A 25,381-nucleotide genomic window follows, 5' to 3' on the forward strand; every position below is an offset into this window, starting at 1 on the left:
GCGCGCAAATTCAACTTCCAAACTGCCAATGCGCAAGCCGGTGACCGGCAACTTCGGAACGGAAGCTTGCCAAGCGGTCACCGCCGAGAGAGCCAAGGTAAACGGTGCGCAGGTCGGCTCCTCCAAAGGCAACGCTGGACACATTTCGCAAACCGCGTCGCATCCCCATCTCGAATACAGATTTTTCGACACCGGACCTGGCGTAAACGGTCTCGGCAAGTGCATTGAGTTCAGGGTCCGAGTCGTCCAGCACAACCTGCTTTTCCCCAGAGGGTGAAATGCGGATTACGCGGTTCGAGATCACACATGCCACCCAGACGCCACCAAGGCAGTCGAACGCCAGGCCGTCCGGAAAGTCTCCGTCGTTGAATTCATGGACGCATTCTTTGGCACCTAAGGTCACGCGGCCCGACTCCTCGTAGATCCTAAAGCGGACAAGTCGACGCCCAACCGACTCGTTCACATAGAGCCAATCGCCACTAGGGTGCACACGGCACTCATTAGCAAAAGCCAGCCCATCAGCAACAACGCGCGCCCCTTGTGGATCAACGACTGCGATGTAGCCGTCAGCAATATGACGGTCGAACCCCAGCTCTCTCGGCGTTTGGCGTGTGCATACCGTTATCCAGAGCCTGCCCTTGTGATCGAGCATGACGAAGTTGGTGTTGCTCATGCTTTGCCGCTCCACGTTCATGAGGAACGGCAACGGGCGGCGCGACGCGTCCAGTTTCCAGACGCCCCCTTCACCCCCCAAGTTGGCGATCAAGAAATCGCCGCTTTCAAGGAGCGCGAAGCCGTTGGAGACGAAGTCTTTCGGTGGGTCAATCAAAGGCTGGCGTGAGCACCCCAGCTCAAGAACACCAGCCTCGTGATCAGAAACGAACACCCGGCCGCTCTCCGTCACAAGCACGCTTTCAGGTCGTGAAAGCTTTTCGCCGTGAAACTCCAACTTTGGTTCTTGAATGTGAAGGTCTTCCATATCCCAACACTCTATGGTGCTTCGGACGCTCAACAGTTCTTCTTCGCCAGCGTGCACCTGCTAATCCGCGAATCAGCTACGTAGGACCTTCTCCGTTTGCGAACGCGCACCTGGCAAATGATCAACGTGGCAGGGCGCCGGGAAAATAGGATGGCCAAACAGTACCGCCTGGTGCGGAAAAAACCCAGGAGACAAAGCTTGAACCATTCAAGAACCCAGCTTGGCCGTCGTGTCGTGGCGAAAACCATTTTGACCGTCCTGTCCTCCGCCATCCTCGCGGCGCTTGGAGCGGACGCATTGGCGCAGACAGCCACTTACCCTGACAGGCCGATTAAGTGGGTGGTCCCCGTCCCGGCAGGCGGCGGCATGGACGCGGTCACACGGATCGTATCGGCAGGTATGGCTAAAACTCTGAACCAGGCTGTTGTGGTCGACAACCGCACAGGGGCCGCAGGAACGATTGGAACTGGTTATGTTGCCCAGTCCGCCCCGGATGGCTACACCGTCTTGACGATTGATAACTCTCTGTTTACAACCGCGCATCTGATCTTTAGCAAGCTGCCCTACTCGGCACCCAAGGATCTGAAAATCGTTGCCACGCTCGTACGAATACCGCTTGTTTTGGCAGTCCCAGGCGACAGCCCAAGCAAGAATTTCCAGGAATTCATCCAGTCTTCAAAGGACAACCCAGGAAAGATTAGCTACGGTTCCCCAGGGGTTGGCTCGCCTTTGCACGTCGGAATGGAACTGCTCCAAACGCGGACCGGCACGAAAATGCTGCACGTGCCCTATCGCGGAATGGGCAGCATTCTGACGGACCTGTCCACTGGAACTATCGGAGCCGCATTAGTTGACTTCGGCTCGGCAAGAGCCTTCGCTGAGTCCGGACGGATCAAGATTCTTGCAGTCGCCACCGAGAAGCGGATGTCCCAACTGCCGGCCGTCCCCACCCTTGATGAACTCGAAATCAAGAACGTTCCGATCTCTCTGTGGTTTGCTCTTGCCGTCCCAGCAGGTACACCTGAAGGCGCGATGACTCGCCTGGCGCAGGCTGCGCAAGTATCGCTTGAGTCACCAGAAGCTAAAGCGAAGCTCGAAACAATTGGCGCCCAGGTTTTTCTGAAGACTGGCCAAGCGGCCACTACGTTCAGCCGCGAACAAGTCGCCTTCTGGGAAACCATTGTAAAACCGATGGCGATCAAGCTGGATTAAGGCTGCGCGGGCCGGATGCTGGCTTCGCGAGCCAGCACGCACAGGAGCCAGGAATGAGGTCTGATTGCGTGGCCGAGGTGACCGGCCAGCGCCTCCTATGCAAGCGCTTGATCCTCGCAGCTACGTAATGCGTGTAGTTGCGGTTGAAAACTACTTGTCCACCACCCGAGCCGGCAGCCTATACGCAGCGATAGAACCAATAGCGACAAATGCCGACACAAGGTACATCCCAAGCTCAGGTCTACCAGTTCGCACATTGAGCCACCCAACTGCGAACGGCGATACAAACCCTGCGAGGTTGCCAAGCGAATTCACAATGGCAATGCCAACCGCAGCCGTTGCGCCGTGCATCATGGCCGTCGGAAAGGCCCAGATCAAGACCGTCGCAGACAACAGGCCTGCTGCTGCAATAGAGAGCAGAAGCACCGTCGCACCAGGTCCTCCGCCAACAGCCATGGCGCCAGATAGTCCAAGCGCACCCGCAATCATCGCTCCCGAAAAGTGAGCTCTGCGCATACGCGTCTTGTCTGCAGTTCGGCCGGTCACGAGAATGGCAGCTAGCGCAACCGTATAGGGGATTGCAGTCAATAGACCAACGGTGAATTCGTCGCTTACGCCTGAACGCATGATGAGCGATGGCATCCAAAAGTTCAGACCATAGAGGCCCATAATGAGGCAAAAGCAAATGAACGACAGCTTCCAAACCGCAGGCATTCGAAACATACTCGCCAGCGGAACGCCCGCGATTTTTTCCTGATTGTCGGCTCTAAGGTCATCTTCAACCGTCTCTCTGTCTGCTTTGGAAAGCCACTTCGCTGCGCCAACACTGTCATCCAGAAAGCCAAGTAGCAGCACCCCAGCAACCAAGGCTGGAATCGCTTCCAGAACGAAGAGCCACTGCCAAGGCTGCATGCTCGTCGAGCCAGCGAAGGAGTGGAGTATCCAGCCCGATACCGGCGCACCAATGATGAAAGCGAGAGGTATCGCGGTGCCGAAATATGATGTCGCGCGACCTCGGCGTGCGTTTGGAAACCAGGTGCTGAGGTAGTAAATCACACCCGGGGCGAACCCAGCTTCAGCTGCGCCAATTAGAAACCGCACGGCATAGAACTGTCCTGCTGTCTGAACGAACGCCGTCAGCGCGGAGAGAATGGCCCAGCTAATCACGATTCGCGCAAGCCAGCGCCTTGCCCCAACACGCGCCAAGATTGCGGAGCTCGGAACCTCAAATATGAAGTAGCCGATAAAAAAGATGCCAGCCCCCAACCCGTATACAGCGTCGCTAAACTCAAGCGCCGACTGCATCTGCGCCTTAGCAAAGCCCACGTTGACCCGATCCAACTGGGCGGCAATGTAGGCGAACATCAGAACTGGCAGCAACCTGAGACATATCCGCGCATACGCACGGTCTTTGGCTGAGCTGGCTGAGGTCGGCACAACAGCCGACGGAAGTGATGACATCATTTATCCGTACTCTTAATGAACTTCAGTGACGCGCCGGTGCTTCACGCGCCGCTCGATTGCGCGCCCATAACAGCCTTCGTCTCCACAAATTCATCAAGGCCCGCCCTGCCCCATTCGCGGCCGACGCCGGACTGTTTGTATCCGCCGAAAGGCGCCGCGAGATCTGGAGGGGCACCGTTCAGATGAACCATGCCAGTGCGCAGCCGCAAGGCAACTTTGCTCGCTCGATCCAGCGTGCCGCCATACACGTATCCAGAGAGACCATACGGACTGTCGTTGGCAATGGAGATCGCACTCTCTTCATCCTCGTAGGGAATCATGGTCAACACCGGTCCGAAAATCTCCTCGCACGCGATCGTCATGCTGTTGCTCGCCCGGCTAAACACAGTTGGTTTTGCATAAAAGCCAAGTCCCAACCCATCGGGTCGTCCCAGCCCACCGGCGACAAGAAGTGCGCCCTCGTCGATACCTTTCTGAATCAAAGCTTGAACGCGTTCGTACTGCCGCTCATTGGCGATTGGCCCAACGTCCGTCTCGCTGCTCATCGGATCACCAACTACAAGCTTGTTTGCAGCGGCAGCCGCGATGCGTTCAGCGTCTTGAATGAGGTTTGCAGGCACAAGCATTCGCGACGGCGCGTTGCAGCTCTGACCGCTGTTATGCATCATCGCCATAACGCCGTGCGTCACAGCTTCTTCAAGATTGGCGTCCTCCAGGATGATGTTGGCAGACTTGCCGCCCAGCTCCAGCGAGACCTTCTTTACCGAAGCTGCGGCGAAGGAAGACACGGCGCTCCCGGCACGCTGAGATCCTGTGAGCGACACCATGTCGACCAGCGGATGGGCGGAGAGAATTGGTCCGATGTCCTCGCCTTTCCCATGAACCATGTTGAAGACACCGGCGGGCAGCTTTGCTTCATGCAGTATTTCGGCAAAGACGTTTGCGGAGGCTGGCGCCAGCTCACTGGGCTTCAAAACGATCGTGCATCCGCTAACCAGCGCAGGAGCGACCTTGCAAGCGATCTGGTTCATCGGCCAGTTCCAAGGCGTAATCAAAGCGCAGACACCTACGGGCTCTCTCACCACGAGCGTGGAACCGTGAAGCTCCTGCCAGGGGTACGTCGGAGCAATCTGGAGAGCTGTCGCGAAATGTCCGAGCCCGATTGCAGCCTGCATCTTGACGGACAAGCTTGCATATGGAGCGCCCATATCCTGCGTGATAGCGCGGGCCATATCCTCCATTCGCTTCTCATACGCAGCGACGATGGCTTGTAGGTAGCCCAGGCGCTCCTTGAGCGAAGTTTGTGAGTATGCGTTGAACGCTGCTGCAGCAGCCTCGACTGCTTGGTTTACTTCGGTGGCGGAAGCCTGGCTAACTGTTCCTATAACCTCGCCGGTAGCGGGATTGACAACAGGAATGGTAGGTGCGTCCGTGGCACTCTGCCGCCAGGCACCTGAAATGTACGAGCTGTTCCGATGGAGCATTTTCTGAGCTGGAAGTGAAAGTTAGATTCAGGTAAACACCTCGCGTAAGCGATCTTTAGTCCACCGTTGCGCCAGTACGCTTGACCAGCTTGCCGTGCTTGTCCAGTTCGCTAGTGAGGAAATCACGCGACTGCTCCAGCGTTAGAGTTGGGGGTAGGCTGCCTTGTGCTTGCTGATAGGTGCGCACCTCTGGCGTCGACAGTGCTTTCTGAACTCTTCGATACGTGTCTGCGACGACCGGAGCTGCCATTCCGGCGGGCCCAATCACTGCAATCCATGAATCGAGGTTGACGCCTGGCAATCCGCTCTCTGCGAAAGTCGGGATGTCGGGCATGAATGAACTTCGCTGCGGCGACGTAAGCGCTATGGCACGAAGTCTTCCGGCCTTTACCTGCGGCTCGACCATAACGAGCGGCAGCATTCCGAAGTCGACCTGCCCACTCATGATGTCCGTCATCTCCGCAGACGCCCCCTTGTAGGGAATGTGTTGGATCTGCACGCCCGCTTCGTTAAGGACGTGTTCAGCCGCCAAGTGCAGTGCCGTTCCATTGCCTGCGGAGCCATAAGAGAATTTCTTAGGGTCTGCCTTCAACTCGGCGATCAGCTCTTTTGTGGTTCGGGCGTTGATTTTCTTCGGGTTGGTGACTAAAGCAAGTGGACCTGAAGCTACGACCGAGATGATTGTGATATCTCGGGAAACGTCGAACGGCGCAGACTTGTAAATAAACGGGTTGATGACCAAGTTTGAGGAAACCAGACCCAGTACCGAGCCGTCTTTTGGAGCGCGAGCAACCTGCTGCGTGCCGATCATTCCGCCTGAACCAGGAATGTTGTCGATAACAACAGGGCGCTCGAACGCAGATGTCAAAGCGCCCGATATCGCCCTCGCAAAGGCATCGTTGCCTGACCCTGCTTGATTTGGAACGATAAGGCGAAGTTGCCCGCTCCTAGTGGCCTGTGCGAACGCCGTGGCTGACATGGCCAAGGGCAAGCACGCCAGCAAGGCCACAACCGCGGACCGACGGCCAGAACTGAAAAACTTTTGGATCATCTTGTCTCTTTCGTTATGTTCGCGTGCTCAGCTGAACTGTTCGTGTATGCGATACGCCGGACACCTGCGCGCTCATCGTGGGCTACGCTCATCCACTAGTACTAGCGCGTTTGTTTACTGCCGACCTCAAGTGCGCCATGAAAATGTAGGGTCCTTTGTGCGGTCCTAAGCTTCCGTTTTCGCAACCGCCCGTTCGCCATTCGCGAGGGTGGCGCACGCCTCAGAGGAAGGTGCAGCGCTGAGCGTAGGGACCACGCTTGCGGAAGGTGATCTGAGGGAAGACCCCAAGAAGGTAGGTCAAGCCATGGAGGTGGCGCCTATCCCCCATCCGCTGGCACCGCCGTGCTCAGCCTCAGTCGAAGTTCTACGCGCCCGTCGGCCTACTCACGCGCGTTGCGGATGTGGTTATGGCAAGCCACCGCTTGTGTGGAAGCTGCTTGTTCTTGCCAAGTGCCGCCAGGTTGCTTCGCGTTTGACGAACGGTAGCCTGCGCAATGGGAAGTTCTTGAAACAGCCACGCTACATAGACTTCGAAGTGATGGAGAGACATAAATGACCCACCTCGAACTTCCTGGCCGCATTCTTTTTCTGTGCAATGACGAAGGCAAAGTGCGAGCCCAGTTGGGCGGCACCAACCTGAGCCTGAGCGATGCAGGACAGTTGCGCAATGATATTTCGACCGACGAGATCACGCCTGGCCCTTCGTTGATCCACGTCGATAAGGAATTAGGTCGCTACGTCTACACAGGTTTCAGCGCTGGGGACACTCAGCCTATTAGCAGGGATGCCGCGCTGGCGGGCAATTTTTCAGTCACCGTAGGTGGTCGTCGTTTTGGTAAGGGGTCGTCGCGTGAGCACAGCCCGATGGCACAGCGGTATGCCGGCATTCGCTTGGTAATTGCAGAAAGTTTCGAGCGAATTTATCGGCAGAACGCTGACAACGTTGGCCTCTACACCTCCACCGACCTGGGTCTTGTCGATCGTATTCAGCGTGGGGAGCAGATCGAGATCGAAGAACTCCTTGCCCCGCGCGACAAGCTGGCGGCGTCAATCCTTCGTATGGGTGGGCTGCTGCTCTACGGTCGTGAGCACCTGCAATCGGTTCAAAGCCAATCCGTGTCTGAAGACGATAGCAAGCCTTTAACACTCACGCAAAAGATTTTGCGGAGGCACGTAGTCCAGACAAGTCATACGAGCACCGACCTCATCCCAGGGCAAGGCGCTTTCATTCGTGCGGACTGGCGCTACATCATCGAGGTCTACACCGGAATGGCAGCTCACATGATGCACGCTACTTTTGGTCGGCCGTTGAAGCTGGTAGACGTGCCTTCAATCATAGGATTTGCCGAGCACGCGTCGTATATCAGCCAGCATCCCAGGTACCTTTTTCCAGCAAAACCCCCGGTCGGCATGAGAGTCATGCACGATACCCACGGCGAGTTCATGAAGGAGTATGGGATCCGCTCACACGGGTACCTGCCAGGCGCTGGCGGCTCCGAGGGTATCTGCCATCCCTTGATGGCCGAGAAATACGCACTCCCTGGCCAGGTTTTGGTGGGAACTGACTCCCACACGCCTCACTCGGGCGCTCTTGGATGTTTGGCATTTGGCGTTGGTACAACTGACATGGCCAGTGCCATGCTGACCGGCGCAGTGCGGTTGACTGTGCCGGAAACGATTCGCATCGAGTTCAATGGCGACGTCCCCGCAGGCATTACTGGCAAAGACCTCGCGTTGAGCCTACTTGCCAATCCAAAAATTCGTAGCGGCCTTGGACTTGGAAAGGTGTTCGAATTCGCTGGCACGAGCATGCGCCACTTGTCGATCGATGAACGAGCGACGTTGACGAACATGGTGGCAGAACTCGGCGGCTTTGCAGGGATCGTCGAACCTGACGAGAAGACCTGTGAGTTCCTGCGCGAACGGCGCGGCGTTGATTTCACGCTTGAGCCTTGGATGAAGAGTGACGAGGGCGCGAGCTATTCAGACACTATTGTTGTCGAGACATCTGAGCTATCGCCGATGGTTGCTGCTCCGGGCGATCCTGGAAACGGGGTACCCTTATCGAGCCTTCCGGAGCGGCCGAAAATCAACATCGCTTTTGCCGGGTCATGTACTGGTGGGAAGCGTGAAGACTTCGATGGTTATCACGCCGTCCTATCATGGGCGGCAGACCGTGGCTTGAAGGTAGCTGAAGGCGTCGAGTTCTATCTTCAGTTCGGCACGATGGCCGTCCGCGACTACTGCGAAGCCAACGGCTATTCGGAGACCTTCAGGCGGGTCGGCGCGACCGTTCTCCTACCCGACTGCGGTGCTTGTGCCAATACTGGTCCAGGAGCGTCACTGAGGCCCGAACAGGTCACGGTCAGTGCGCAGAATCGTAATTTTCCCGGTCGCTCTGGTCCGGGCCAGATATGGCTTGCCAGTCCACCTACAGTCGCGGCAAGCGCCATTGGTGGCGAGTTGTTGTCCTTCGCCGAACTCATGTCGCGGTTCGATGAGCAAGCCGTAGGTGCTGCCCTTCCACTAGGCGGATGAAGAGGAGCGTCGCTTCACCGGTTAGCTCGCTGAGCTCAAGGCTCGGGCCTTCACACGTTGATACTGTAGAAATTGACAAGAGAAAAATGCGCCTCCCTCTCATCTCACTTAAGCAACGTGCTGCCGCAGCCGGCGGTGCGTTGAGCAACGGTTATTGCATGATGCCGGGCACATTTAGTGCTGAGATTTTTGCATCTCAAGGTTTCGACTGTGTCACGGTCGATTTGCAACACGGCTTGATTGGTTCCTCTGAGGCAATCCCGATGCTTCAGTTGCTAAGCCGCTTGAACGTGACCCCTCTGGTCAGGGTGCCAGCGCTGAACGAAGGAGTAATCCAGCAGATGTTGGACGCGGGCGCTTTGGGTATTACCTGTCCAATGATTGAGACGAGTGAGCAAACCGCACGGTTGGTCGAGTACGCCTACTACCCTCCTCTTGGCCGGAGAAGTTTCGGCCCAACACTGCCTTTCAGCCAGTATGGAAGTGAGTACTTGGAGCAAGCAAACTCCACTATCGCTACGTTCGCGATGATTGAGACTGCCCGAGGCGTGGAAAACATCGAGGCCATTACCGATGTCGACGGCCTGACGGGGATCTATCTGGGCACCATGGATTTGGCGATGTCCCTCGGGCGCCCGAAGGCGAAGCTCTTTGAAGATGAAGTCTTAGATGCTGCAGTATCGACCATCGTGAGCCACGCGAAACGACAAGGCTTGGTTGTTGGTTTGCTCGCATCAGGCACTAGCAGCATTCGTAGAAGTATCGATTTTGGATTCAACTTTTTCACTGCTGCGACCGACATTGGCGCCATGAGGTCAGAAGCAGAACAAGCAGTGAAGAACTACAAAAGCGCGTTGGTACTGCCCGCTCGCACGAACGCGGAGTAAGCCTCGCTGAGTGGTCTCAGCACGCGCTTATCGCTCGACCATTTCGTTTGCAGCGGTGCGTCCGATTGCCTGAGATGCAGGGGCGCGATTAAGCCCGCCGTAGACCTGATGGCCCGAACAAAAGCATCCGACATCGAATAGACCTGCACAAGCTATCGTTTTGTAGCTCTCTCTGAGGCACAGCATGGACGATTGCCCGAGGTGGTCTGTAGCGCTACGCCAACTTTATAAAAAGGAGATATCCATGCTGGGTTTGATGCAAGACCAACCACTTTTGATCTCGTCGCTGATCGAGTTCGCCGAGCGCCACCATAGCGACACCGAGATTGTCTCGTGCCGCGTCGAGGGCGATATCCACCGAAGCACCTGGAGCAAGATCGCGTCGCGTGCACGGCAGGTCGCAAATGCGCTGGACGGCGAGAAACTTCTATTCAGCGACCGAGTGGCCACGCTTGCTTGGAACGGCTACCGCCATCTGGAGCTCTACTACGGCGTGAGCGGCACAGGCCGCGTGCTGCACACCATCAATCCGCGCCTCCACCCTGACCAGATCGCATGGATCGCCAACCACGCCGAAGACCAGATCGTTTGCTTTGATTTGAGCTTCCTGCCGCTGGTGCAGGCGGTGCATGGGAAGTGCAGCACCGTCAGGAAATGGATTGCGCTATGTGACGCCGACAAGGTTCCGGTCGACAGCGGCATTCCAGACCTCGTGAGCTACGAGGCCTGGATGAGCGGTCGATCCAACAACTATGACTGGCCGACTTTCGACGAGACCTCGGCGTCGAGCATGTGCTACACGAGCGGCACAACCGGTAATCCAAAAGCCGCCGTCTACAGCCACCGCTCAACGCTTCTGCACGCCTATGCCGCTGCCCTACCCGACGTGATGCGCATCTCCGCGCGTGACTCGGTGCTGCCCGTGGTTCCCATGTTCCACGTTAACGCCTGGGGCATCCCATACTCGGCCGCACTGGTAGGCGCAAAGATCGTGTTCCCCGGCCCGGCGCTCGACGGCAAATCAGTTTACGAACTCATCGAAGCCGAAAGCGTGACGTTCGCTGCCGGCGTGCCCACCGTATGGCAGATGATGCTGGGCCACATGCAAGCCAACGAGCTGAAGTTCTCCACGCTCAACCGCACCGTGATCGGCGGCTCGGCCTGCCCGCCAGCCATGATTCGTGCCTTCCAGGATGCCTACAAAGTAGAGGTGCTACATGCTTGGGGCATGACCGAAATGAGCCCGCTCGGCACGCTATGCACGCTGAAAAACAAACACCTGTCCCTGTCGCCCGATGCGCAGCTGAAAATCCGCATGAAGCAGGGCCGCGCCATCTTTGGCGTCGACATGAAGATCGTCGACGGCAATGGCGAGGAACTGCCATGGGACGCCAAGGCCTTCGGCGACCTACTGGTCAAGGGGCCATGGATCTCCAAGGAATACTTCAAGGGCGAGGGCGGCCATCCGCTCATCCGCGACGAGCAGAACCGCGGCTGGTTCCCCACTGGGGACGTCGCCACCATCGATCCCGACGGCTACCTGCAGATCACCGACCGCAGCAAGGATGTGATCAAGTCCGGCGGCGAATGGATCAGTTCGATCGAAATTGAGAACATTGCCGTTGCGCATCCGGCCGTCGCCATGGCGGCTTGCATCGGCGTGTTCCATCCGAAGTGGGACGAGCGGCCGATCATCGCGGTAGTGAAAAAGCCAAATATGGAGGTCACGCGCGAAGAGCTGCTGAAGTTCTACGAAGGCAAGACCGCCAAGTGGCAAGTGCCTGACGACGTGGTGTTTGTCGATGCCATTCCAATTGGCGCGACCGGCAAGATCCTCAAGACACGGTTGCGCGAAATGCTGAAGGACTACAAGCTGCCTGAGGTTCAGGCATAAGCTACTCCGCCGTCATCAAGGGACAGGCGTGCGCTACGTCCGCTCATGGTTCAGTTTCTGCCCCAGCTCGTTCGAATTTTGCCGTGGGTGCGAGTGACCGGTTCTGGGCCGATTGTTGCCTGCTACGTGGTCAGTGCGCACGCGCTTCGTCCGACCGTTCCGCTTCTCGCCGACTTGTGCCGCAATGTACTCGCGCTCAGTTCAACATTTCAATGCAGCCGAGGTCTTCCACCGCATGCTGAATCCGGACAAGCTGTGGCCACCAGACGTAGGCCGACATCTTCCTGGCAAATCGGGCGATAGGCGTACGCAGGTGAAGAAGCACCGCGAGCCGATAGTCTTCCTGAAGCGCCTCGCGCGAGTAGCCGCTCACGCCTGAAGCCGCCAGCGCCGCGTAGTAGCGGTCGAGCAGGTGATTCTCGAAGCGCTGACGAACCTCTCGGTCCCATTGCAGAGCCATCATGTAGGCAAGGTCCCAGACGCCGACACCGACATGCCAGCCGTCCCAGTCAATGAGCTTCGGTATGTCAATCGTGGCATCGCGCGGCAGCATCCAGTTCCAGACATGTGCGTCGCCGTGGACCAAGGTTTTCCCTTGCAGTTGTTCGGAGCGCTCCACCAGCGTAGGGAAGTCACTCAGGAATCGTGCGTACACGCCCCTTGCTCGGCTATCCAGTGCATCGCCTGCCTGGTTGAACAAGCGCTCTGAAGCCGGTTCCAGCCACTCTGACGACCGAAGTCTTTGCCAAAGCGTGGGGCCGGTGTCTTGCCAGGCGGCGTTGTTCCATCCAGCGGCGTGAAACTGCGCCAACGCTTCGACCAGTTTTTTGCTTCGCGCAAGAGTCGGCGGCAAGGGGGCTTCGCTGGGGCGTTCGTGCGAGCCGGACAAATCCTCCATCAGCAGCCACGTTCGCCCTGTCAGTTCATCGGTCCCGCCAGCGAAGTACTGGGGAACGACGGGGCAGTTCAGCCGTCCCGCGATGGTCTGGTAGAACGGCAATTCCTCTCGCCCAAATCCGACATGCGAGGCCTTCAGCACAGCGTGCGTCGGAAGGCTGGTCGTTGCATTCCACGCCAGCGTGACACCGACCAAGTCGGAAAGGTAGCCGGGGGCGTCGATGGGTCTCGGGGTCGCGGAAAGCAGCTGAGCGCCGGCGAGGTCGACGTTCGTCGAGATTGCTTCCATCAAGGATTCGGCCGCGAGCAGCCGGGTCAACAACGAACTGTCCAAACGATTCCTTTGAGTGCACGAAAGTGTTTTTGTTCGATGGCGCTGACGTCTGATTGTGCCAAGTGACTTCAGCGAGCCGCATCAGGGCCGCGAACCTACGAACGAGCGGCGGCATCGAAGGTCCGCATCTGGGCCGACTACAGCCTCACATCATGTTCGCCATTTGTTCGAGGACGAACGCCAGTCGCGCCTGCACAGAAACCTTTGGAATGACGCAGGTTGAATACCCAGCCTCGACATACGCCGCCACGGTTGACGCATAGGAACGGGTAGCCCGCTCGAAGCTTGCTTGGCGCTCAGCATTGCGCACATAGACTTCCGGCCAGGGCTCTGCAACAAGTATGGTCGAGGCACAGCGGTACTGAGCGGGCGCGGTCAAATGACGAGGTTCCAGGGCCAACCCCGACAACTTCAACCAGGCCTGGCATTCCGGAATGCCAGGGCTCCAACCCGCACCGCCCATGCGTAGTGCATTCGGCGTTGCACTTTGGGCGTCGGTCATGACGAGCTCCTTCATCCATGGTCGATTGTGGCCAGACCAATGGTCAGTGCGCACGCGCTTCGAAAGGGCGGATCGACCGCAAGAGCCCTGACTTGCCATCTGAATCGGCCCTACCATACAAGGACGGAGGGTAGGTTTACATGACCATCGAACTGAGCAAGGAAGCCCGGAAGGAGGCCATCTCCTCCATCGAGAGGTATTTCCGGGAAAACATGGAAGAACCCATCGGCAACATCGCCGCGGGTGCGCTCCTCGGCTTCTTCCTGGAAGAAGTCGGCCCGGTCATCTACAACCGCGCCGTGTCCGAGGTGCAGGAGCGCCTGCAGGCCAGGATCTCCGAACTGGACATCGAAGTTCATGAGGAAGAATTCCAGTACTGGCGCAAGTACGACCGCAAGGACCGGGCGCGGAAATGATGGAAGCAGCGACTTCGGGTAGCCATCCGAAAAGCTCGCGTGAGAGTCGACCTCGGGCGCAGAATCCGAAGCCATGAACAAGGTGATCTCGTCAATCCTCCTGGCGATCGCAGGGCTTGTGACCTCGGTGCCCGCCATGGCCCAATGGCACAACACCCCTCAGTTCGATCGCGACCTGCGAGCCTGCGATCGCAGGGGCGTCAATTTCGAGCGATGCATGTGGGACAGAGGCTGGCAGCGTGGCAACGGCCACCGCTGGGTTCGCAGGGGACATCAGCAGCACTGGCAGTCGCCACCTCACCATTGGCAGGCGCCGCCGCCGCATCACTGGCAACAGCCGCCTCCTCCCCCGCGGCGCAACCAGCCCCGGCTGAGCGACATGCAGCAGCGCGCGCTGGACAACTGCCGGCTGCTGCCGCCCGCGGAGCAGCCGAGGTGCCGGGCGACGGTCATGTCGACCGTTGGGCGGTAGGCCGGAGTTACTCGGCCTCGATGCCCGCCGCCTTCACGATGCTTCCCCACTTCCGCGATTCCGCGGCCTGGAACTTCGCAAGCTCTTCCGGCGAAGTTGTGAACACTTCGGTGCCGGTGGGCTCGTAGAAGGCCGTCCTGGCCGCCTCGCTTTTCGCGGCCTTGACCAGCAACTCGTTCAGCCGCTTGATCACCGCGGGCGGTGTCTTCGCCGGCGCGTAGGCGGCGAACCAATAGCCCATCTCGTAGCCCTTCACGCCGGCTTCGGCGATGGTCGGTACGTCGGGCGCCAACGGCGAGCGCTTCGAGCTTGAAACACCCAGCGCACGCAGCTTGCCGGACTTGACCTGTGGCAGGCCGGTCGCGGTGTCGGTGATCATCATGTTGATCTGGCCGCCGAGAAGGTCGGTCACCGCGAGCGTGTTGCTCTTGTAGGGCACATGCAGCAGCTTGATGTCTGCCATCTGTTGCAGCAGTTCGCCCGCCATCCGGCTCGACGAACTGCCGCTGCCGAAGCTGTACTTGCCCGGCTCCTTCTTCGCCAGCGCGACGAATTCGGCGACAGTCTTCGCCGGGAACGATGGGTTGACCACCATGATCTGGCCGCCCTTGCCGAGCGCGGCGATGGGCGCGTAGTCCTTCACGGGGTCGTACGGCAGTTTCTTGAAGAGGTGCTCATTGGCCGCGTGCGTGGTGTTCGTGGTGATCAGCACCGTGTAGCCGTCGGCGGGCGCCTTCGCCACCTGCTGCGAGGCAATGAAGCCGCTCGCTCCCGCCTTGTTGTCGATCACCACGGGCTGCTTCGTCTCCGCCGTCACGCCGTTGCCGATCGCGCGGGCGATCTGGTCGGTGGCTGTGCCCGCGGCGAAGGGAACCACGAAGGTGATCGCCTTGTCGGGGAAGGCCTGCGCCTGTGCCAGCAGCGGGACGATGGCCAGTGCGGCGGCGAGCGCAGTGACGGGGAAGCGTTTCATTGTTGTGTCTCCAGAGGGGTTGGTAAGTGAAATCGAGAAATCAGTGCGCATCGCTGCCGACGAGCAGCGATGCCAGTTCCTGCGGAACGCGAATGCGCAGATCGAGCAACAGGAAGGACAGCGCCTTTCCGTGCGTATCAAGGTTCAGCGCGTCGTTCACGCCGCCATCGAGCACGCCATCGAGCACGAAGTTCATCGCGTGGAGCCTGGGCAGCAGGAAGCGCTGCACGCGCTCGGGCGCGCGATGTTGGAACTGCGCGGCCACCGCTTCGGGCGTGACCTGCTCCACCAGCAACGGATAGAGGGCCGGATGCCATGCGATGACGCTGATGTTGGAGCGGTCGCCCTTGTCGCCTGTGCGGCCGTGCGCGGCGCGGTAGAGGGCGACCTCGATATCGTTGTTCATGCGGACACCTCCTCGACCTTTGCGAAGCGCACCGGCACCGCCTCGCGCGGCAAGAGGCATGAGATCGTGTTGAGCCGTGGCGTGAGCGCGGTCCGCACCCCGCCACCACCGGCCGGGCCGCAGGTGTAGAGCGCCATGACTTCACGCGCGAGGCGCTCGGCTTGCGCGCGATCCTCGTGCGTTGCGGCGACCCTCAGGCGGATGTCGCGCAAGCCGGCGTCGGGCGTGGCCGCGAGCGTCCGGCCGGCGTCGTCGCCCAATACGCTGACGGCGCCGATGAGGTCGACGCGCAGCACGAGGCCGTCCAGGCGCTTCTTCAGCACATCGGCGGCAAGCCGGGCGCGCGACTCGGCACGCGGCCCGGCATACGAGATCTCGCCTTCGGCCAGCCAGCCGCCCTCATGGCACACGTTGACCTTGTAGTGCGTCGGGCGCGCATGGCCACGCACACCGGTGACCGCCACGCGGTCCGCACCCACCGCGCGGACTTCCGCCTCGGAGATGTCGGCGACGACATCGGGCGTCAGGTACGCGGCTGGATCGTGGACCTCATACAGCAGTTGTTCCTTGACGGTGGCCTCTGTCACCAGGCCTCCGGTGCCCTCCGACTTGCCGATCGTGCAGCGGCCATCGGCATCGATCTCGGCGATCGGAAAGCCGACCGCCTCCAGGCCCGCTACATCCTTGTAGCCAGGATCGGCGAAGTAGCCGCCGCAGACCTGCGCGCCGCATTCGAGAAGATGGCCCGCCATGGTGGCGCGGCCGAGGCGCTCCCAATCGTCACTTCGCCAGCCGAAGTGCGACATCGCCGGCCCGACGGTGAGTGACGGATCGGCCACGCGCCCGCACACCACGATCTGCGCGCCGGCATCGAGCGCTGCAGCGATCGGCTCGGCGCCGATGTAGGCATTGGCGCTGACGAGACGAATGCCATCCATCCTCGCGCCGAGTTGTTCCCGCAGCAGCGCGAGTTGCGCCGGCGCCGAAAGGTCATCGCCCTCGACCACCGCAATGTGGGGCGGCTCGGCGCCGAGCTCACGCGCCATGCGCGCGATGTGCCGGGCTGCGGCACGCGGATTGGCTGCACCGAAGTTGCTGACGATCCGGATGCCGTGCGCAAGGCAACGTGCGAGCACCGGGCGCAGCATCGCATCGAGCAGCGGCTCGTACCCGGCTTCGGGGTCGGCCCGGCGACGCAGTTGCGCCAGGGCCAGCGTGCGCTCGGCCAGGGTTTCGAAAATCAGGAAGGCGCGCTGGTCGGCGGGGCCTCGTTCGAGACGGGCGATGAGCGTATCGACCACCGGCCCGGCGGCGTCGGTGCGGTCACCGGAGAAACCGGCGGCACAGCCGATCAGTAGCGGGGGGCGGTCGATGGCATTCATGAGGATGGACTCTAGGCCGGTGCGTTCCATTCGTAAAATCGAAAGTTCGGATCGATTCATCCGTATTGCGGATCACTGCATTGAAGACACCCGACCTCTCGACGCGACAGTTGCGCGCGTTCCTTGCGCTGGCCGACCAGTGCAACTTCACGCGCGCGGCGCAGAGTTGCCATCTCTCGCAGCCTGCGTTCAGCGCATTGATCCGCGGCCTCGAGGATGCGCTGGGCACGCGCCTGTTCGACCGCGACACGCGTAGCGTTCAGTTGACGCCCGAAGGGCGGTTGTTCGAGGGCTCGGCACGTCGCCTGATGGACGACGTGGTCGGCGCGATCAGGGACCTCGCCGACCACGTCGAGCGGCGCAAGGGCCGCGTGCGCGTCGCCGCGTTGCCCTCGCTCGCCGCCGGCTGGCTGCCGGCGATCCTTGCGGAGTTCCAGCAGGCGTGGCCGGGCATTGCCATCGAATTGCACGATGCGCTTTCCGACGCCTGTATCGCGCAGTTGCGTGGCGGGCAGGCGGACTTCGCTCTGGCTTCGTCAGAAGCCGGTACGGCATCAGCGAGCGATCTGTTGGCGCGCAAGCTGTGCAGCGACCGGTTTCACCTCGTGTGCCGCGCGGACCATCCACTCGCGACGGAGCCGCGCCTGACGATGAAGAAGCTCGCGCCCTGGCCCTTCATCCAGATGGCGCGCAACAGCAGCGTGCGCCAGTCGCTGGACGCGGCACTGCATCCGTTGAGACTCAACGCCACTTTCGAGGTGGAGCATCTCGCAACGGTGATGGGGCTGGTCGAGGCTGGGTTGGGCATCAGCGCGGTGCCGGCACTCACGCTGTTTCACTTTCAGCGCGAGACGCTCGTGACAAGACCGCTGCCGCTGCCGGCGTTGAGGCGCACCGTATATATCGTCCGGCGCCGCGAAGGCAGTCTGTCGGTCGCTGCGCAGACGCTGCACGACCTGATCATTGCGCGACTGGGCGCGCTCAGGCTGGAATGATCGAGTTCCTCCGTGGTTGTGACGCCTCGGAACTCCGGCGATTCGCCAGGTTGAACTTTCGAAATTGAGGACCGAGCGTCCGGAGTGCGCCGCGAAGCGGACTTCGACAGCTACGCGCTTAGGCTGCCAGCTTGACCGTATGAGGCCGGCAGATCAAAAACTCATTGGCCTCGCGGCCGGCCAGGCGTGGCGCTCCTTCAGGTTTTCAAAGGAAACGAGTTCGCCGGCGATCGCGCTCGCTGCCACGGTCGGCGGACTCGCAAGCCAGACTTGGCCGGGGCCGCCGCGGCCGGGGAAGTTGCGGTTGATCGCGCTCACCGTGATCTGTTCGATCCGGGTCGAGCCTCCCGGGCCACAGTTTCCGCAGGCTCCACACGAAGGCTGAAGCATGCGCGCGCCGACTTTCTCGAACGCGTCCATGTAGCCCTGGGCGACACAGTGGTCGCGCACGGCCGTGGTGCCGAACTGCAGGAACAGCTGCACGTGCGGCGCAACCCTCAATCCGCGGTCGGCGGCCCACCGCAAGACTGCGTGGTAGTGGTCGAAATCCTCGCGTTTGCCCGCGGTGCACGAGCCGCCGTAAGCGATGTCGATGCGTACCGGCGGCACCTCGGCCAGCGGAACTCCGTTGCCGGGGTCTCCGGGGCGGGCGACCATCGGCGGGACGACAGCGCAGTCGACGTGGAGGGTCTCCGCGTAGGTGGCACCCTTGTCGCTGTGCATCCAAGGCTCGAGCACGAACTCGACGCCGCGGCGCTCGCGCAGGAAGCGCAGGGTTTCGGCGTCAGGCGCGACGATGCCGGTGAAGCCGCCGAGTTCGGCCGTCATGTTGGTGAGCGTGGCGCGCTCGTCGGTGGACAAGCCGGCGATCGCATCGCCGCAGAACTCGAACACCTTACCGACGCCGCCTCCGCGGCGGATGAACGGCAGCGCCAGCAGGTGCAGCACGATGTCCTTGGCCGTCACGCCCGCCGGCACGCGGCCGTCGAGCACGATGCGTAGTGACTGCGGCACCGTCAGTCGCACCGCGCCGGTCACGAAGGCATTCGCCATGTCGGTCGTGCCGACGCCGAAGGCTACGCAACCCAGCGCACCGCTGTGCGGCGTGTGCGAATCGGTGCCGACAACCAACTGGCCCGGCAGCGCGTAGTGCTCGGCCATCATCGCGTGCGAGATGCCCGCCACGTTGCTGCCGTCGTCGGAGGCCGCCTCGTCCTCGCTCAGCGTGCGATGCGTGCGCAGCGCGTAGCCGGCCGCGAACGCGCGCTGCGCCTCGACCATGCGCTGCACGTTGGGCACCAGGCCGCCACTCACATGCGCAGGGCTTTCCTTTACATAGGAGGTGTGGTCTTCGAACACGATGATCGAAGCCGGGTCGCGCAGCGCCAGGGGTCGGCCGAAGCTCGCGTGCAGCATGTGCGCGGCCATGCCGGTGTAGTACTCATGGATGAATCGCCAGTCGGCCCGCACGAAGGCGCCGTCGCCCGGCGTGGGATGCGCTTCAGTGAGTTCGGTGGCCAGCGCGTGGCGCGCCACGATCTTCTCGAACAGCGTGCGCGGGCGCCCGCTCGCCGCGTCCGCCACGGTCGTGATGGCCCGCATGTGCTGCTGGCCAAAGCGCAGCAGTCCACCGCTGCGAAGGATTGCCGCCGCCAGCGCATCGCGGCCCGCCACGAGGTCGTCGAGCGGAATCGCTTCGGCCGCCTGGATGCGCACGATCAGGCCGAAGTCGGTCGAAGTGAACAGGCCGATGTTGTCGGCGTTCTGGCGATAGATGCGCTCGAAGCTTTCGGCGATCACGAGTCGCACGCCGGCGAGCTTCTCTGCGGCCGGGCTGTGCTCGCGCGAGGAGCCCTTGCCGTAGCGCTTGCCGGCGACCACCACCTCGATGCGATGGCTGCGGATGGCGTCGGTGCCGATCGGCGATGCGTCACCTGCCCGGAAGCCGGTGTAGGGGTAACGGCCGAGCTGGTCGTCGTAGTGCGTGAGGATTGGCAGCGGCGTGATCTCGTCAGTCGATACGTCGTCGCGCAGCGGGAGCGCCGCATCGAGCGGGATCGCTTCGCCCTGGAGGCCGCGGCGCACCACTTCAGGCGATTGGCTCAGGAAGAGCACGCCCGGCGCGAACTGAAGTGACCCGCTGCTGGCTGCTGAGGAACTGGCTGGCATGGCCGGATTCTCCCGTGGCAGGCGCGAGCCTACTGGGGCTCGATCCCTGCCTTCTTTACCAGGCTCGCATACTTTGCCAGTTCGCTCTTGAATTCAGACTGGGCCTGGGCGGAGGTGCCGATACGGATGGTATTTCCCTGCTTGGCCATCGCGTCCATGACAGCTGGGTCCGAGAACGCTGCCGCCACGGCGTCGTGAGCCTTCTTGACGTTGTCCGCCGACATGCCCTTGGGCCCGATCACGGCGAACCAGGCGTCCACCACGAGATTGGGCAACCCCTGCTCGACGAAAGTCGGTATTTCGGGCGCGGCTGGCGTGCGCTGGGCGCCAAGCGTGCCGATCGCGCGAAGCGCGCCGCTCTTGATGTGCGACTGGACACTCGGCAATGCAGCGGTGCCGAACTCGACCTGTCCGCCGATCAGGTCCGTGACCATCGGGCCGACGCCCTTGTAGGGTATGTGCTTGGCCGTGACGCCGGCCTGCTCGAGGAAGAGTTCGGTCGCCAGATGCAGGATGGTGCCGTTGCCGCCGGACGCGAAATTCAGAGCACCCGGCTTGCTCTTGAGCAGCGCGATGAACTCCTTGCTGTTCGTCGCCGACACCTTGGCCGGATTGACCACCAACACCATCGGCGTCGCGCCGATCACTGCGATGGGCGTGAAATCGCCGGGCATGTCGAAGGGCACCGACTTCAGCACACTCGGAAGGATGACCACGTTGTTGGACACGATCGACAGCGTGTTGCCGTCGGGAGCCGATCGCGCCAGTGTCTGCAGTCCAACCACCCCGCCTGCTCCGGGCTGGTTCTCGACCACCACGGCCGCGTTGAGCGCCTTCGACAATGCCGGCTGGGCAGCGCGCGTGATGGCGTCGACGCCCGAACCGGTTGCGTTCGGAAGGATGAAGCGGACCGTGCCGGACTGTGCGCTCGCGGTGACGTGCCATGCGCCGGCCGCGATCGCGGCCGATGCGGCCAGAATCGAGCGGCGCGAGAAGCTTCGCGTTGAGATCATTGGTTGTCTCCATGAATCTTGGGAATGACGTGTGTGGCTCTATGCGACCACGTTTCTAGACCGCATGCCCTCCATTTCGTCCGGGCCAAAGCCCAGTTGTCCGAGCAGTTCCGTAGTGTGCTCCCCTAGCCTCGGCGGACTCAAGCGTACGCCGAGGCGTTGACCTTCCAGCGTGATCGGGAACAGCGCGGTCTTGACAGTCTCACCGGCTCGCGGGCCGTCGGACAGGCGCATGTTCGCGAGCCCGCCGGTGGCAAGCAGGTGCTCATCGTCGTACAGGTCTTCTGGCTTGCGAATTGGGGCGAAGGGCAATCCGGCCTTTTCCATCACCTGCGCAAGCTCACCCGCGCTTCGATGCGCGATGCGTTCGCCGATCGCCTTCAACAAGCGCGGCCGGTGCGCGACCCTCTCGTTGTTGGTCGCCAGTGCGGGCTCGGCCTTGAGATCCTGGAAGCCCAAGGCTTCGCAGAAGGTCGACCATTGCGCATCGCTCACCGCGGCCAGGAAGATCTGTTCGCCGTCCTTGACCGTGAAGACGTCATATACCGACCAGGGGTTGTCTCGTGCGGGCATGGGTGCCGGATGCTTGCCGGTGACCGCGAACTGCAGCATGTGCTGCCCCATCAGGAACACGTTGTTCTCGTACAGGGCGGATTGCACTTCCATGCCGCGGCCTGTGATGCCGCGCTGGATCAATGCGCCGAGGACGGCGATGGCGCCGAACAACCCTCCCATGATGTCGTTCACGCTGGTGCCCGCGCGCAGCGGATCGCCGGGTCGACCGGTCATGTAGGCCAAGCCGCCCATCATCTGCACCACTTCGTCCAGCGCCGTTCGATGATCGTAGGGCCCCGGCAGGAAGCCCTTGTGGCTTGCATAAATGATGCGCGGATTGACTTTGGAAAGCGATGCGTAGTCCAGACCGTACTTCGCCATCGTGCCTGGCTTGAAGTTCTCGGCCACCACGTCGGCCGTTGCGGCAAGGCGGCGCGCGGTCTCGGCGCCTTCCTCGGTATGCAGGTCGATGCCGATGCTTTTCTTGTTCCGGTTGAACATCGGGAAGAAGCCCGCGCCGGCGCCCACGAGGCGACGGCTGTGGTCTCCGGCGACTGGCTCGATCTTGATCACTTCCGCGCCGAGGTCGGCCAGCACCATGCCGCATGTGGGCCCCATCACCATGTGCGTGAACTCGATGACTCGCAAGCCCTTCAACGGCTGCGCGACCTGGGTTGCTTCGCTCATGCGTGCTGCTCCCGTTTCATAGTCTTCGGAAGCCCGGCGCGCCAGAGCGTGCCGTGAAAGGTCTCACCCTCCAGCCAGTGTTCGACCTTGCGGCGAAGGGCCAGCAGGGCGTCGAAGTCCTGACCGGTCTCGATGCCCATGCTGGCGAGCATGTACGCGACATCTTCGGTCGCCACGTTGCCGCTGGCGCCAGGCGCGTGCGGGCAGCCGCCGATGCCCGCAATGCAGGCATCGAAACGCGTGATGCCCAACTCCAGCGCCGCATAGACATTGGCCAAGCCGAGGCCGCGCGTGTCGTGGAAGTGAGCGCAGTTGAGCTTGTCGCCAGCGACCGTTAGCACGGCCTCGAACAACGAGCGCACCATGCCGGGATCGGCATAGCCCACCGTGTCGGCGAGGCCCACGGCATCGGCGCCAACATCGATGGCCGCCTTGACCAGTCGCACCACCTCGTCAGACTCCACCCGTCCCTGAATCGTGCAGCCGAAGGCCGTGCTGATGCCGACCTCGATCTGCGTGCGGGATCCTTTGGCGTCCCGCGCGTCCACGATGCGCGCGATGTCTACGACAACTTCGTCGGGTGTCTTGCGCAGATTGGCGAGGCTGTGCGCGTGGCTGGCCGACAGAGGCAACAGCATGAACTCCGCCTCGCATTCCATCGCTCGCTCGGCCCCTTTGAGGTTGGGCACCAGCACCGACGCCCTGAGGCCGGGCAAGGTCCTGGCAAAGGCCAGCACCTCGGCCGTATCGGCCAGTTGCGGCAACAGTCGCGGCGGGACGAAGGAGCCAACCTCGATCTCGCGCTGGCCCGCCGCGTAGGCGTCGCGGATCCATTCGAGCTTGGCGGCCGTTGGCACCACGCGAGCGATGCTTTGCAGGCCGTCACGCAGCCCGACCTCGCGAATCACGGCGCGCCGTGGCAACCGGGAAGAGGGAATCATCACTGTCTCCTTGTTCGTTCGCCTAGCGCGGCTTGCGTCTGGCGGTCGTCGAAGTCTAGAATTTCCCGATCGATAAATCTTCGCCATTTAGGAACTCTACAGTTCCGAACCGGAATATCTTGCGCGACTTCGACCTCACCACTTTGCGCCTGTTCGTCGCAGTCTGCGAAACGGGCAACATGGCCCGCGCCGGCGAACGGGCCCACATCGTCGGCTCCGCCATCAGCAAGCGATTGGCACAACTGGAAGACCAAGTGGGCACGCCGCTCCTGCTGCGCAAGCGCCATGGCGTGATCCCCACACCAGCTGGGAACACTGTGCTGGAGCACGCCCGCAGCATGCTCGACAGCGCGGCGCGCATTGCGCGCGACATGGAAAGTTATGTGGCCGGAACACGCGGCAAAGTCCGCGTCCTGGCGAGCGTATCGGCCATGACGGAATCGCTGGCCGAAGATGTCGCGGCGTTCCTCAACATGCCGGCGCATCGGACAACGCAAGTCGACCTCGAGGAGAGGATCAGCCCGGAGATCGTGCGCGGTGTGCGCGAAGGTTTGGCGTCGCTGGGCGTGTGCTGGGATGCCGTCGACCTCGGCACGCTCCAGTCTCGCAGCTATCGCAGCGACCATCTCTGTGTCGTCGTACCGCAAGGCCACATGCTTGCGCAACGCAAGCGCCTGCGATTCGAGGACACGCTTGACTTCGAACAGGTCGGCTTGCCGGTCACCAGCGCCGTCCAACAGTCGCTTCAACGCGCTGCCGCGGAACTCGGCCACACGTTGGTCAACCGCATCGTCGTCAGCAATTTCGAAGCCGCGCTGCGTGTCGTGTCGGCGGGCCTCGCCATCAGCCTTGTGCCCAGAGAGGTCGTCGGGCGGAAAGACGCGGCTCACGCGGTGCGCATCATTCCGCTGGCGGAGTCATGGGCCGAGCGCCGATTCGTCGTTTGCTTTCGCAATGCCTCCGAACTCTCGCCCTCCGCTCAGTCGCTGGTCGAGCACCTGGTTGCCAAAGCAAGCTGAATGGGCGCAATCCACAGCGCGGGGCAGCGCCGGTCGCGATGAGCCTGCAGGAGGGTCCGACGCACGAATTGCTTTACTGCAACGGGCAACACGTCAATTCCTCAGTTCTCAACGTTCATGTCCTATGGGATTCTCTCGGGAGGCCTGCTGCCCGAGTTGTTGGGCGAGCCCAATGAGAATGCCTTCGGGCCCCCGGATATAGCAGAGCCGATACATGCCTTGATACTGAACCACTTCGCCCACGAGCTTCGCGCCGCGGTCAACGAGGCGGGCGAGCGTATCGTCGATATCCTCCACGGTGAACATGACGCGGAGATAACCGAGAGCGTTCACTGGGGCGCTGCGATGGTCTGCGACCACAGGCGGCGCGAGGAAGCGGGACAACTCGAGCCGGCTATGACCGTCCGGCGTACGCAGCATGGCAATCTCGACGCGCATGCCGCGCAATCCAGTGACGCCACCCGCCCAGTCTCCTTCAACCGGGGCGCGTCCCTCGAGTTCGAGACCGAGTTCAATGAAGAACTCGATGGCCGCATCGATGTCTTCCACCACGATGCCGACGTTGTCCATACGCTTGACCGTCATTGATGTCTCCTTGGGGTCCAATTAGTTGCATGCGCCGCTGCGGCGCCAGCAGGCACAGCGGGTCAGCGCTTCGCGCCGGAGCGCTTCTTCGAAGCAGACTTCGCCACTGACGCCTTCTTCGCGGCCGGCTTCTTCTGAGGCGCCTTCTTCGCAGCCATCTTCCCGGCAGCCGGCTTCTGTCGCGCCGCCGCGCCGCCCTTGCGCAGGACGGCCTCCCAGGCCAGGCGGGCCCAGCGTGCCGCTTCATCGCGGTCTTCGTAGATTTCGGGCGGCGCTTCTACGTACGACGTTGGCGTCAGCTTGCCCGAGCGCATGTACTCGAAGGGCGCGAGCCCTTTCGCCTCGAACGTGGCTCGGCTCTCCTCGTCGGTCTTGAGGTACAGGCGCTCGCCGCTCACAAGGCCGAACATGCGCCCCTCGTGGAAGATGCCGTGGCCGCCGAACATGCGACGGGCCGACACGCGGCCGAAGCGCTCGAACACTTCGGGGAGTTCTTCGGCCAGCCTCATCGTGCCCACAGAAGATG

Annotated in this window: 23 protein-coding genes; 8 read left to right on the forward strand and 15 right to left on the reverse strand. The window is 61.5% G+C overall.

All coding sequences use genetic code 11. The features are described 5' to 3' along the window. Nucleotides 1-10: 10 nt before the first annotated feature. Nucleotides 11-979 (reverse strand): SMP-30/gluconolactonase/LRE family protein, encoded by a 969-nt coding sequence (locus tag AC1D3B_RS00770; RefSeq protein WP_478188756.1) that lies wholly within the window; start codon nt 977-979, stop codon nt 11-13. A 150-nt stretch (nt 980-1,129) separates the two neighbouring features. On the opposite strand from AC1D3B_RS00770, the gene AC1D3B_RS00775 reads away from it, so the two are divergent. Then, nucleotides 1,130-2,191: a Bug family tripartite tricarboxylate transporter substrate binding protein gene (locus AC1D3B_RS00775; protein ID WP_478188757.1), complete on the forward strand. Its 1,062-nt coding sequence runs from the start codon at nt 1,130-1,132 to the stop codon at nt 2,189-2,191. Between the two features lie 150 nt (nt 2,192-2,341). On the opposite strand, the gene AC1D3B_RS00780 is transcribed toward AC1D3B_RS00775, so the two are convergent. The 3 genes from AC1D3B_RS00780 to AC1D3B_RS00790 form a co-directional block, all read right to left on the reverse strand. Further along, nucleotides 2,342-3,556: an MFS transporter gene (locus AC1D3B_RS00780; protein ID WP_478188758.1), complete on the reverse strand. Its 1,215-nt coding sequence runs from the start codon at nt 3,554-3,556 to the stop codon at nt 2,342-2,344. Nucleotides 3,557-3,696: 140 nt separating this feature from the next. Beyond that, nucleotides 3,697-5,139 (reverse strand): aldehyde dehydrogenase family protein, encoded by a 1,443-nt coding sequence (locus tag AC1D3B_RS00785; RefSeq protein WP_478188759.1) that lies wholly within the window; start codon nt 5,137-5,139, stop codon nt 3,697-3,699. 55 nt (nt 5,140-5,194) lie between these two features. Beyond that, entirely contained in the window at nt 5,195-6,190 is a 996-nt protein-coding gene (locus tag AC1D3B_RS00790) for a Bug family tripartite tricarboxylate transporter substrate binding protein (RefSeq protein ID WP_478188760.1), read from the reverse strand. 552 nt (nt 6,191-6,742) lie between these two features. On the opposite strand from AC1D3B_RS00790, the gene AC1D3B_RS00795 reads away from it, so the two are divergent. From AC1D3B_RS00795 to AC1D3B_RS00805, 3 genes are all read left to right on the forward strand, one after another. Continuing rightward, nucleotides 6,743-8,728, forward strand: coding sequence for an aconitase family protein (locus AC1D3B_RS00795; RefSeq protein ID WP_478188761.1), 1,986 nt, complete (start codon nt 6,743-6,745; stop codon nt 8,726-8,728). Nucleotides 8,729-8,814: 86 nt separating this feature from the next. Beyond that, a complete protein-coding gene (locus AC1D3B_RS00800) occupies nt 8,815-9,615 on the forward strand; it encodes an HpcH/HpaI aldolase family protein (RefSeq protein ID WP_478188762.1) in 801 nt (266 codons plus the stop codon). A 244-nt stretch (nt 9,616-9,859) separates the two neighbouring features. Then, nucleotides 9,860-11,509 carry a 3-(methylthio)propionyl-CoA ligase gene (locus AC1D3B_RS00805; RefSeq protein WP_478188763.1) on the forward strand — a complete coding sequence of 550 codons (1,650 nt, stop codon included), beginning with the start codon at nt 9,860-9,862 and terminating at the stop codon, nt 11,507-11,509. 196 nt (nt 11,510-11,705) lie between these two features. On the opposite strand, the gene AC1D3B_RS00810 is transcribed toward AC1D3B_RS00805, so the two are convergent. Then, the gene (locus AC1D3B_RS00810) at nt 11,706-12,725 is read right to left on the reverse strand and encodes a phosphotransferase family protein (protein WP_478188764.1); all 1,020 of its coding nucleotides are present in this window, start codon (nt 12,723-12,725) and stop codon (nt 11,706-11,708) included. 160 nt (nt 12,726-12,885) lie between these two features. Continuing rightward, nucleotides 12,886-13,242, reverse strand: a complete 357-nt coding sequence (locus AC1D3B_RS00815) for an AAA family ATPase (protein ID WP_478188765.1) — start codon at nt 13,240-13,242, stop codon at nt 12,886-12,888. A 140-nt stretch (nt 13,243-13,382) separates the two neighbouring features. Between AC1D3B_RS00815 and AC1D3B_RS00820 the strand changes: the two genes are divergently transcribed. Both AC1D3B_RS00820 and AC1D3B_RS00825 read left to right on the forward strand, forming a co-directional pair. Next, a complete protein-coding gene (locus AC1D3B_RS00820; protein ID WP_478188766.1) occupies nt 13,383-13,658 on the forward strand; it encodes a DUF2164 domain-containing protein in 276 nt (91 codons plus the stop codon). A gap of 73 nt (nt 13,659-13,731) precedes the next feature. After that, nucleotides 13,732-14,130, forward strand: coding sequence for a hypothetical protein (locus tag AC1D3B_RS00825; protein ID WP_478188767.1), 399 nt, complete (start codon nt 13,732-13,734; stop codon nt 14,128-14,130). 7 nt (nt 14,131-14,137) lie between these two features. Here AC1D3B_RS00825 and AC1D3B_RS00830 read toward each other — a convergent pair whose 3' ends face one another. Genes AC1D3B_RS00830 through AC1D3B_RS00840 form a run of 3 tightly spaced genes read right to left on the reverse strand, consistent with a single transcriptional unit; the run spans nt 14,138 to nt 16,891 of the window. Then, entirely contained in the window at nt 14,138-15,103 is a 966-nt protein-coding gene (locus AC1D3B_RS00830) for a Bug family tripartite tricarboxylate transporter substrate binding protein (RefSeq protein WP_478188768.1), read from the reverse strand. A gap of 40 nt (nt 15,104-15,143) precedes the next feature. Beyond that, entirely contained in the window at nt 15,144-15,509 is a 366-nt protein-coding gene (locus AC1D3B_RS00835; protein WP_478188769.1) for an AtuA-related protein, read from the reverse strand. Beyond that, the gene (locus AC1D3B_RS00840; protein ID WP_478188770.1) at nt 15,506-16,891 is read right to left on the reverse strand and encodes an acyclic terpene utilization AtuA family protein; all 1,386 of its coding nucleotides are present in this window, start codon (nt 16,889-16,891) and stop codon (nt 15,506-15,508) included. Before AC1D3B_RS00840 ends, AC1D3B_RS00835 begins: the two co-directional genes overlap by 4 nt. Before the next feature lie 80 nt (nt 16,892-16,971). Here AC1D3B_RS00840 and AC1D3B_RS00845 point away from each other — a divergent pair, with 80 nt between their 5' ends. Continuing rightward, on the forward strand, nt 16,972-17,886 hold the full coding sequence (locus tag AC1D3B_RS00845; protein ID WP_478188771.1) for a LysR substrate-binding domain-containing protein: 915 nt from the start codon (nt 16,972-16,974) through the stop codon (nt 17,884-17,886). Between the two features lie 153 nt (nt 17,887-18,039). On the opposite strand, the gene AC1D3B_RS00850 is transcribed toward AC1D3B_RS00845, so the two are convergent. Genes AC1D3B_RS00850 through AC1D3B_RS00865 form a run of 4 tightly spaced genes read right to left on the reverse strand, consistent with a single transcriptional unit; the run spans nt 18,040 to nt 23,251 of the window. Then, nucleotides 18,040-20,055: an aconitase family protein gene (locus AC1D3B_RS00850; RefSeq protein WP_478188772.1), complete on the reverse strand. Its 2,016-nt coding sequence runs from the start codon at nt 20,053-20,055 to the stop codon at nt 18,040-18,042. A gap of 29 nt (nt 20,056-20,084) precedes the next feature. Beyond that, nucleotides 20,085-21,068 (reverse strand): Bug family tripartite tricarboxylate transporter substrate binding protein, encoded by a 984-nt coding sequence (locus tag AC1D3B_RS00855; RefSeq protein WP_478188773.1) that lies wholly within the window; start codon nt 21,066-21,068, stop codon nt 20,085-20,087. A 39-nt stretch (nt 21,069-21,107) separates the two neighbouring features. Continuing rightward, complete coding sequence (locus AC1D3B_RS00860; RefSeq protein ID WP_478188774.1) at nt 21,108-22,310, reverse strand: CaiB/BaiF CoA transferase family protein; 1,203 nt, start codon at nt 22,308-22,310, stop codon at nt 21,108-21,110. Continuing rightward, nucleotides 22,307-23,251, reverse strand: coding sequence for a hydroxymethylglutaryl-CoA lyase (locus AC1D3B_RS00865; RefSeq protein WP_478188775.1), 945 nt, complete (start codon nt 23,249-23,251; stop codon nt 22,307-22,309). The genes AC1D3B_RS00860 and AC1D3B_RS00865 overlap by 4 nt, the downstream gene beginning before the upstream one ends. 119 nt (nt 23,252-23,370) lie before the next feature. Between AC1D3B_RS00865 and AC1D3B_RS00870 the strand changes: the two genes are divergently transcribed. Continuing rightward, nucleotides 23,371-24,270, forward strand: coding sequence for a LysR family transcriptional regulator (locus AC1D3B_RS00870; RefSeq protein ID WP_478188776.1), 900 nt, complete (start codon nt 23,371-23,373; stop codon nt 24,268-24,270). Nucleotides 24,271-24,378: 108 nt separating this feature from the next. On the opposite strand, the gene AC1D3B_RS00875 is transcribed toward AC1D3B_RS00870, so the two are convergent. Continuing rightward, nucleotides 24,379-24,855 (reverse strand): VOC family protein, encoded by a 477-nt coding sequence (locus tag AC1D3B_RS00875; protein WP_478188777.1) that lies wholly within the window; start codon nt 24,853-24,855, stop codon nt 24,379-24,381. A gap of 62 nt (nt 24,856-24,917) precedes the next feature. Next, on the reverse strand, nt 24,918-25,364 hold the full coding sequence (locus AC1D3B_RS00880; RefSeq protein ID WP_478188778.1) for a TfoX/Sxy family protein: 447 nt from the start codon (nt 25,362-25,364) through the stop codon (nt 24,918-24,920). Nucleotides 25,365-25,381: the final 17 nt, after the last annotated feature.

The sequence above is a fragment of the Variovorax sp. P5_A3 genome (assembly GCF_056400665.1).